Source organism: Streptomyces hainanensis (assembly GCF_004348415.1).
Lineage (GTDB): Bacteria > Actinomycetota > Actinomycetes > Streptomycetales > Streptomycetaceae > Streptomyces > Streptomyces hainanensis.
On sequence record NZ_SMKI01000430.1, the window covers coordinates 1 to 6,688 of the forward strand.

The following is a 6,688-nucleotide window of genomic DNA, read 5'->3' on the forward strand; positions in this document are numbered from 1 at the left end:
GGAGCACCGCGGCCACGAACGCGACGGCGCACAGCAGCACGGACCAGCCGACGCGCTCGCCGATGACCTGGGCGACGGGCTGGTGCAGGGTGTGGGACTGGCCGAGGTCGCCGGTGAGCGCGGCGGTCGCCGCCGCCGACGGCGGGCGGCCGCACCAGCCGGCACGCCAGATGGAGAACCTGGACCGGGCCCCGGTGGCCGTCCAGACCGAGGACGGGATCTTCGTCGGCTGGCGGATGCTCGGCCTCGACCCGGAGTCCGTCTCCTTCCACGTCTACCGGGACGGCGAGCGCATCACCCGCCGCCCGATCAACGGGGCCACCAGCTTCACCGACCGACACGGCACCGCCGACTCGGTCTACCAGGTGGCGGTGGTGCGCGGCGGGCGGCAGGCCGAGCGCACGGAGCGGTTCGGCGTCTGGGCGGAGCAGTACCGGGAGATCCCGGTGAACCGCCCGCCGGACGGCGTGACGCCGAGCGGCGCCTCGTACAGCTACCGCCTGAACGACGCGAGCGTCGGCGACCTCGACGGCGACGGCCGGTACGAGATCGTGCAGAAGTGGGAGCCGAGCAACGCCCAGGACAACTCGCGTTCCGGCTACACCGGGAACGTCTACCTGGACGCCTACACCCTCGACGGCGAGCAGCTGTGGCGGATCGACCTGGGCCCCAACATCAGGGCCGGCGCGCACTACACCCAGCTGATGGTCTACGACCTGGACGGCGACGGCCGCTCCGAGGTGGCGGTGAAGACCGCCGACGGCACGGTGGACGGCACCGGCGCGGTGCTCGGTGACCCGACCGCCGACCACCGCAACGGGTCGGGCTACGTGCTGGCGGGACCCGAGTACCTGACGGTGTTCGACGGGGAGACCGGCGCCGCCGTCGACACCGTGGACTACACGCCGCCGCGCGGCGACACCTGCTCCTGGGGCGACTGCTACGGCAACCGGGTGGACCGGTTCCTGGCCGGGGTGGCCTACCTGGACGGCGAACACCCGTCGGTGGTGTTCGCCCGGGGCTACTACACGCGCACGGTGCTCGCCGCCTACGACTTCGCCGACGGCGCTCTGGAGCACCGCTGGACGTTCGACTCGGCCACGGCGGGCCGGGAGTTCGAGGGCCAGGGCAACCACAACCTGTCGGTGGCGGACGTCGACGGCGACGCCAGGGACGAGATCGTCTACGGCTCGATGACGCTGGACGACGACGGCTCGGTGCTCTACAACACCGGGCTCGGGCACGGTGACGCGCTGCACGTGGGCGACTTCGCGCCGGACCGTCCGGGCTTGGAGGTCTTCGCGCCGCACGAGTCGATGTCGGCCTCGGGCAACCGGGGCGCGACGTTCCGGGACGCGGCGACCGGCGAGATCATCCACGACATGCCGGGCATCAGGGACACCGGGCGGGGCGCGATCGGCGACATCGACCCGACCCACGAGGGCGCGGAGAGCTGGGCGGTGACCGCGACCGGCGCCTGGAACTCCCGGGAGGGCCAGCTGCGGGCGGCGGACGGCACGCTGATCGGCACGGACATCCCGTCGGCCAACTTCATGGTCTGGTGGGACGGGGACCCGCTGCGGGAGATCCTGGACCACGACTTCGCGGAGGGGATCGATCCGGCCGGCACGCCCTACGTCGCCAAGTGGGACTGGGAGACCGGCGAGCAGCGTGAGGTCTTCGCGCCGGAGGGCGTGTACACCAACAACTACACCAAGGGCACCCCGGTGCTCCAGGCGGACCTCTACGGGGACTGGCGTGAGGAGGTCGTCTACCGCACCCAGGACGACTCGGCGCTGCGGATCTACACGACCACCGAGGAGACCGGGTTGCGGTTGCGCACGCTGATGCACGACCCGCAGTACCGGCTCGCGGTGGCGTGGCAGAACGTGGCGTACAACCAGCCCCCGCACCCGAGCTACTTCATCGGGGAGGGGATGGCGGAGCGGCAGCCGCGGCCGAACATCCGGTACACGGCGCGCAGCTGAATGTCCAGGCTTTGCTGAATCGCCTTTCGGAAACGGCCGGCCCCCTTCCCCTCGGGGACGGGGCCGGCCGCCCGGAATGGCCGGCCACTTATTCGAGGGTTCTCGTAGTTGAGCCGCGTTGATCACCGTGTCGGTGGATCACGACGGTGTTTCTCAAAAGTTATCCACCATCCGGTTGCCGCGTAGGAACCCGGAGGTATTGTAACGATTCACTTCGGTTGGCGCCGGAGCCTGAAAGGCCAAGCCACCGCCTCCGGAGTGTTGTTACACATTGACAGAGCAGGGAGGCTCCTATGTCAATCAGAAAGCCCGCGATGAGCGGTCTCGCCTTTGCCCTGGCCGGCTCGCTGGCCCTTACCGCCTGCGGCTCCGGGGGCGATGACGGCGGCGACGGGGGCAACGTGACCCTCAACTTCACCTGGTGGGGAAGTGACGAGCGGTCCGAGCGTTACGAGGCCGTCATCGAGCTGTTCGAGGAGCAGAACCCGGGCATCACGGTGCAGACCAGCTTCGCCGAGTTCCAGGACTACTGGACGCAGCGCAGCACTGACGCCACCTCGGGTGAACTTCCCGACGTGATGCAGATGGACGTCTCCCGGCTCCTGGAATATTCCAACAACGGCCTGCTGTACGACATGAGCGAATTCGAGGGAAACGGCCTCGACACGTCGACGATCGACGAGGGGCTGCTGGCCTCCGGGCGTTCCAACGAACAGTTGGTCGCCATTCCGACCGGCAGCAATACCCTCGCGCTGATGGTGAACCCCGACCTGGTGGCGGAGCTCGGCGTCGAGCTGCCGGACTGGGACTACACCTGGGAGGACTACCAGGAGTTCGTCCAGGCGGCCAGCGAGGCCGGCGCGGACAGCGATCCCCAGGTGTACGGCGCGGGCGACTACACCATGACGTGGTGGTTCTTCATGCAGCACCTCATCCAGCAGGGCGTCGAGCCGTTCTCGGAGACCGGCGAGATGAACTTCACCGAGGACGACATGCGCGCCTTCATCGAGAGCGCCCAGCCGGTGCGCGAGGGTGACAGCGCGTTCTTCCCGCGGGAGCGTGGCGAGCAGTTGCTGCCCAAGGGCGGGTTCACCAGCGGCGAGGCCGCGGTCGAGTTCCACTGGGACAACTTCATCAGCGGCTACAGCGCCGACCTCGGCAGCGAGAACATCCAGCTGATGCCGATGCCGACCGCCGCGGACGGCGAGAAGCACATGTTCTTCAAGCCGACGATGCAGCTGGCGATGGGCGGCAACACCTCGCACCCCGAGGAGGCCGCGCAGCTGATCGACTTCCTCATCAACGACCCCGAGGCGGGCCAGATCATCGGCACCGACCTGGGCGTGCCGGCCTCGCAGTCCCGGCTGGACGCGCTCGAGGTCGAGGACGGCAGCCTGGACCAGCGGGTCATCGAGTACGAGCAGCGGGTGCGGGACGAGGGTTACGCCACCGAGACCGTGCCGTTCCAGCCGGAGGGCTTCGGTGCCCTGGAGACCGAGTACGTCGAGGTGCTGGCCCAGGAGTTCGACTACGGCCAGATCGACGCGAACGAGTTCGTGGAGCGCTGGTTCTCCGAGGCGTCCAACCTGCTGGTGACCAACTGATCACCGCCGACCCCTTGTGACCTCCGGGTCACGACGCACGCACCGAACGGAACCCCCCCTCATGTCCCTCACCCATGAGGCGAACCGGTCCGCCAAGGTCGGCAAGCCCCCGCGACGGCCGCAGAGCAAGCGGCCGTCGCGGAAGGCCGCCGAGACCAGGGCCGGCTACGCCTTCCTGGCGCCCTGGTTGCTCGGCTTCATCGCGCTGACCGCCGGACCGATGGTCGCCTCGCTCTACCTGGCCTTCACCGACTTCCACCCGATCCGCGGCGGCGAGTGGATCGGCGTCGACAACTTCACCCGGCTCTTCGACGACCCGCGCTTCCTGGACTCGGTCCAGGTCACGGTGACGTACGCGGTCGTCGGTACGCCGATCAAGCTGGCCGCCGCGTTGGGCGTGGCCATGCTGCTCAACAACCGCCGCCGGGGCCAGGGCACCTACCGGTCGCTGTTCTACGCGCCCTCGTTGATCGGGGCCAGCGTCTCCATCGCCATCGTGTGGAAGGCGATGTTCAACGACCAGGGCATCGTCGACGACATCGGCGACTTCTTCGGCACCTGGCAGGGCGGCTGGGTCGGCGACCCGAGCAAGACGATGCCGATGATGATCCTGCTGACCGTCTGGCAGTTCGGCGCGCCGATGGTCATCTTCCTGGCCGGCCTCAAGCAGATCCCCGGCGAGCTGTACGAGGCGGCCGACGTGGACGGCGCGGGCCCGTGGCGGAAGTTCACCCGGATCACGCTGCCGATGCTGTCGCCGGTGCTGTTCTTCAACCTGGTGCTGGAGACGATCCACTCGTTCCAGGTGTTCGCGTCCGCGTTCATCATCTCCGGCGGCCGCGGCGGCCCGGCCAACTCCACGCTGTTCTACACCCTCTACCTCTACCAGCGCGGTTTCGGCCAGGGGCAGTTGGGCTACGCGGCGGCGATGGCGTGGCTGCTGGTGATCGTGGTCGGCATCATCACGCTGATCTTCTTCCGGACCTCCAGGTACTGGGTCCACTACACCGGGGAGGGGCGATGAGCACCGCTACCCTCGACGAACGCCGGGCTCCGGCCGCCGAACACGAGACGATGCGACGCCGGGTGAGGCGCCGGCGCGCGGGCCGGACCGTGGGGTTCCACCTGCTGGTCTGGGCGGTGGCGATCGTGATGCTCTATCCGGGCGTCTGGATGCTGCTGTCGTCCTTCCGGCCGACCAACCAGATCATCGGCGAGACCGGCCTGATCCCGGACAACACCACGTTGGACAACTTCCGGAACGCGCTGGACGGCATCGGCGGCATCTCGTTCTGGACGTTCTTCACCAACTCGATGGTGCTGGGCATCGGTTCGGTGATCGGGATCTGCCTGTCCTGTTCGGTGTCGGCCTACGCGTTCTCGCGGATCGAGTTCCCGGGCCGCGGACTGTTCTTCACGCTGATGGTCTGCACCCTGCTGCTCCCGTTCCACGTGGTGATCATTCCGCAGTTCATCATGTTCAACGAGGTGGGCTGGACGGACTCGTACATCCCGCTGCTGATCGGCAAGTTCCTGGCGGCGGACGCGTTCTTCGTCTTCCTGATGGTGCAGTTCATGCGGAACCTGCCGCGGGAGCTGGACGAGTCGGCGCGCATCGACGGCGCCGGGCACCTGCGGATCTTCTCCTCGATCATGCTGCCGCTGATGCGGCCGGTGTTGGCGACGTCGTCGATCTTCGCGTTCATCTGGAGCTGGAACGACTTCCTGGCGCCGCTGATCTACCTGCGCAGCCCGGACAAGTACCCGCTGCCGCTGATGCTGCGCCAGTTCACCGACCAGACGAGCGTCTCCGACTACGGCGCCCAGATGGCGGCGGCGGTGCTGGCGCTGGCGCCGGTGCTCATCTTCTTCATACTCTTCCAGCGCTACATCGTGGACGGTGTGGCCACGCAGGGGTTGAAGGGGTGAGCACCGTGGCGGGTCGGCGAGAGGGGCGGTTCGGCACCGGGCTCGCGCTGTTCGGCGAGGTGGTGATCGTCGGGGCGCTGGTGGCCGTGCTGGTGCTGCCGGTGGTCACCGCGCTGCCCGCGCTCGCGGCCGGCGCGGCGCACCTGCGGCGCCATCTGTCGGGCGACAGCGTGCGGGTGGCCGACCTGTTGCGGGACTTCGTGGCGGCCTGCCGCGCGCTGTGGGCGGCCGGGCTCGCGGTGACCGGGATCGTGCTGGTGCTGCTGTGGAACCTGTCGCTGGCGCAGGCCGATGTGCTGCCGGGCGCCGGCGGGCTGCTGCTGGTGACGCCGCTGATGCTGCTGGCCCTCGGCGTCGTGCTGCTGCGCGCCGCCGCGGGCTGGCGCCCGGACGGGGCGACGGCGCCGGCGCTGCTGCGGGAGTCGGCGGAGCGCGCGGTGCGCGACCCGGGCGGCTCGGTGCTGCTGGCGTTCGGCTGGCTGATGTGCGCGGTGTTCGTGTGGATGCTGCTCCCGCTGGCGCTGGTGGCCGGCGGGCTGCTCGCGCTGGCCGCGATCGCGGTGGAGCAGCGGCTCGCGGCGCGCGATCAGGCGGCGGAGAGCGACTTGTAGAAGAAGGTGGTGGGCAGCGGCACCCCGGTCGGGTCGGTCGCGTGGCCCGGCACCACCCCGTACCGGATCCAGCCCCGTCGAGCGTAGAGCCGCTCGGCGGGGCTGCCCGTCTCGGTGTCCAGCATGAGCAGCGTCAGGCCCTCGGCCACCGCGGCGGCCTCCGCCGCGGCGAGGAGCGCGGTGGCCGTGCCCCGGCCGCGCGCCTCGCGGCGCACCATGAGCTTGACGACCTCGGCCCGGTGCCGGCCGTTGGGCATGGCCTCCCTGACCAGGCTGACGGTGCCGAGGGCCCGGCCGTCGACCGGGTCCCTGGCGAGCCACACGGTCCCCCGGCCGTCGGCCACGAGTGGCGCCCGGCCGGCCCACCAGGCGGCGGCCCCGGCGTGGTCGAGGTCGGCGAGGAAGCCGACGGAGGAGCCGCCGGCCACGGCGTCGACCAGCAGGTCGGCCAGGTCGTCGACGGCGGCGAGGAGTTCGGGCCCGGTGGTGAGCCGGACCGGCGTGGTGGTCGTGGTCACGGTGGCGGGGTTCCTTTCGGCAGGGGCGAGGGCGGGGC

General features: G+C 69.8%; 6 protein-coding genes and 1 pseudogene. 5 read left to right on the forward strand and 2 right to left on the reverse strand.

From position 1 onward, the window contains the following. Positions 1 to 127: pseudogene (locus tag E1283_RS39550) on the reverse strand (ABC transporter permease); the annotation flags it as partial. Here E1283_RS39550 and E1283_RS29135 point away from each other — a divergent pair. The 5 genes from E1283_RS29135 (at position 114) to E1283_RS29155 (ending at position 6,132) form a co-directional block, all read left to right on the forward strand. Beyond that, positions 114 to 1,988, forward strand: coding sequence for a rhamnogalacturonan lyase (locus E1283_RS29135; protein WP_481906707.1), 1,875 nt, complete (start codon positions 114 to 116; stop codon positions 1,986 to 1,988). The pseudogene E1283_RS39550 and the gene E1283_RS29135 sit on opposite strands and share 14 nt — an antisense overlap. A gap of 293 nt (positions 1,989 to 2,281) precedes the next feature. Then, positions 2,282 to 3,592 (forward strand): ABC transporter substrate-binding protein, encoded by a 1,311-nt coding sequence (locus E1283_RS29140; RefSeq protein ID WP_132821162.1) that lies wholly within the window; start codon positions 2,282 to 2,284, stop codon positions 3,590 to 3,592. A gap of 61 nt (positions 3,593 to 3,653) precedes the next feature. Beyond that, a complete protein-coding gene (locus E1283_RS29145; RefSeq protein WP_132821163.1) occupies positions 3,654 to 4,616 on the forward strand; it encodes a carbohydrate ABC transporter permease in 963 nt (320 codons plus the stop codon). After that, positions 4,613 to 5,521: a carbohydrate ABC transporter permease gene (locus E1283_RS29150; RefSeq protein ID WP_132821164.1), complete on the forward strand. Its 909-nt coding sequence runs from the start codon at positions 4,613 to 4,615 to the stop codon at positions 5,519 to 5,521. The genes E1283_RS29145 and E1283_RS29150 overlap by 4 nt, the downstream gene beginning before the upstream one ends. Before the next feature lie 5 nt (positions 5,522 to 5,526). Beyond that, on the forward strand, positions 5,527 to 6,132 hold the full coding sequence (locus tag E1283_RS29155; protein ID WP_132821165.1) for a hypothetical protein: 606 nt from the start codon (positions 5,527 to 5,529) through the stop codon (positions 6,130 to 6,132). On the opposite strand, the gene E1283_RS29160 is transcribed toward E1283_RS29155, so the two are convergent. Next, the gene (locus tag E1283_RS29160; RefSeq protein ID WP_132821166.1) at positions 6,108 to 6,650 is read right to left on the reverse strand and encodes a GNAT family N-acetyltransferase; all 543 of its coding nucleotides are present in this window, start codon (positions 6,648 to 6,650) and stop codon (positions 6,108 to 6,110) included. The two genes, E1283_RS29155 and E1283_RS29160, sit on opposite strands and share 25 nt — an antisense overlap. Between the last annotated feature and the right edge of the window lie 38 nt (positions 6,651 to 6,688).

Coding starts and splice junctions, on each gene's coding strand:
- E1283_RS29140 (WP_132821162.1), top strand. CDS start 2,282: ATGTCAATCAGAAAGCCCGCGATGAGCGGTCTCGCCTTTGCCCTGGCC.
- E1283_RS29145 (WP_132821163.1), top strand. CDS start 3,654: ATGTCCCTCACCCATGAGGCGAACCGGTCCGCCAAGGTCGGCAAGCCC.
- E1283_RS29150 (WP_132821164.1), top strand. CDS start 4,613: ATGAGCACCGCTACCCTCGACGAACGCCGGGCTCCGGCCGCCGAACAC.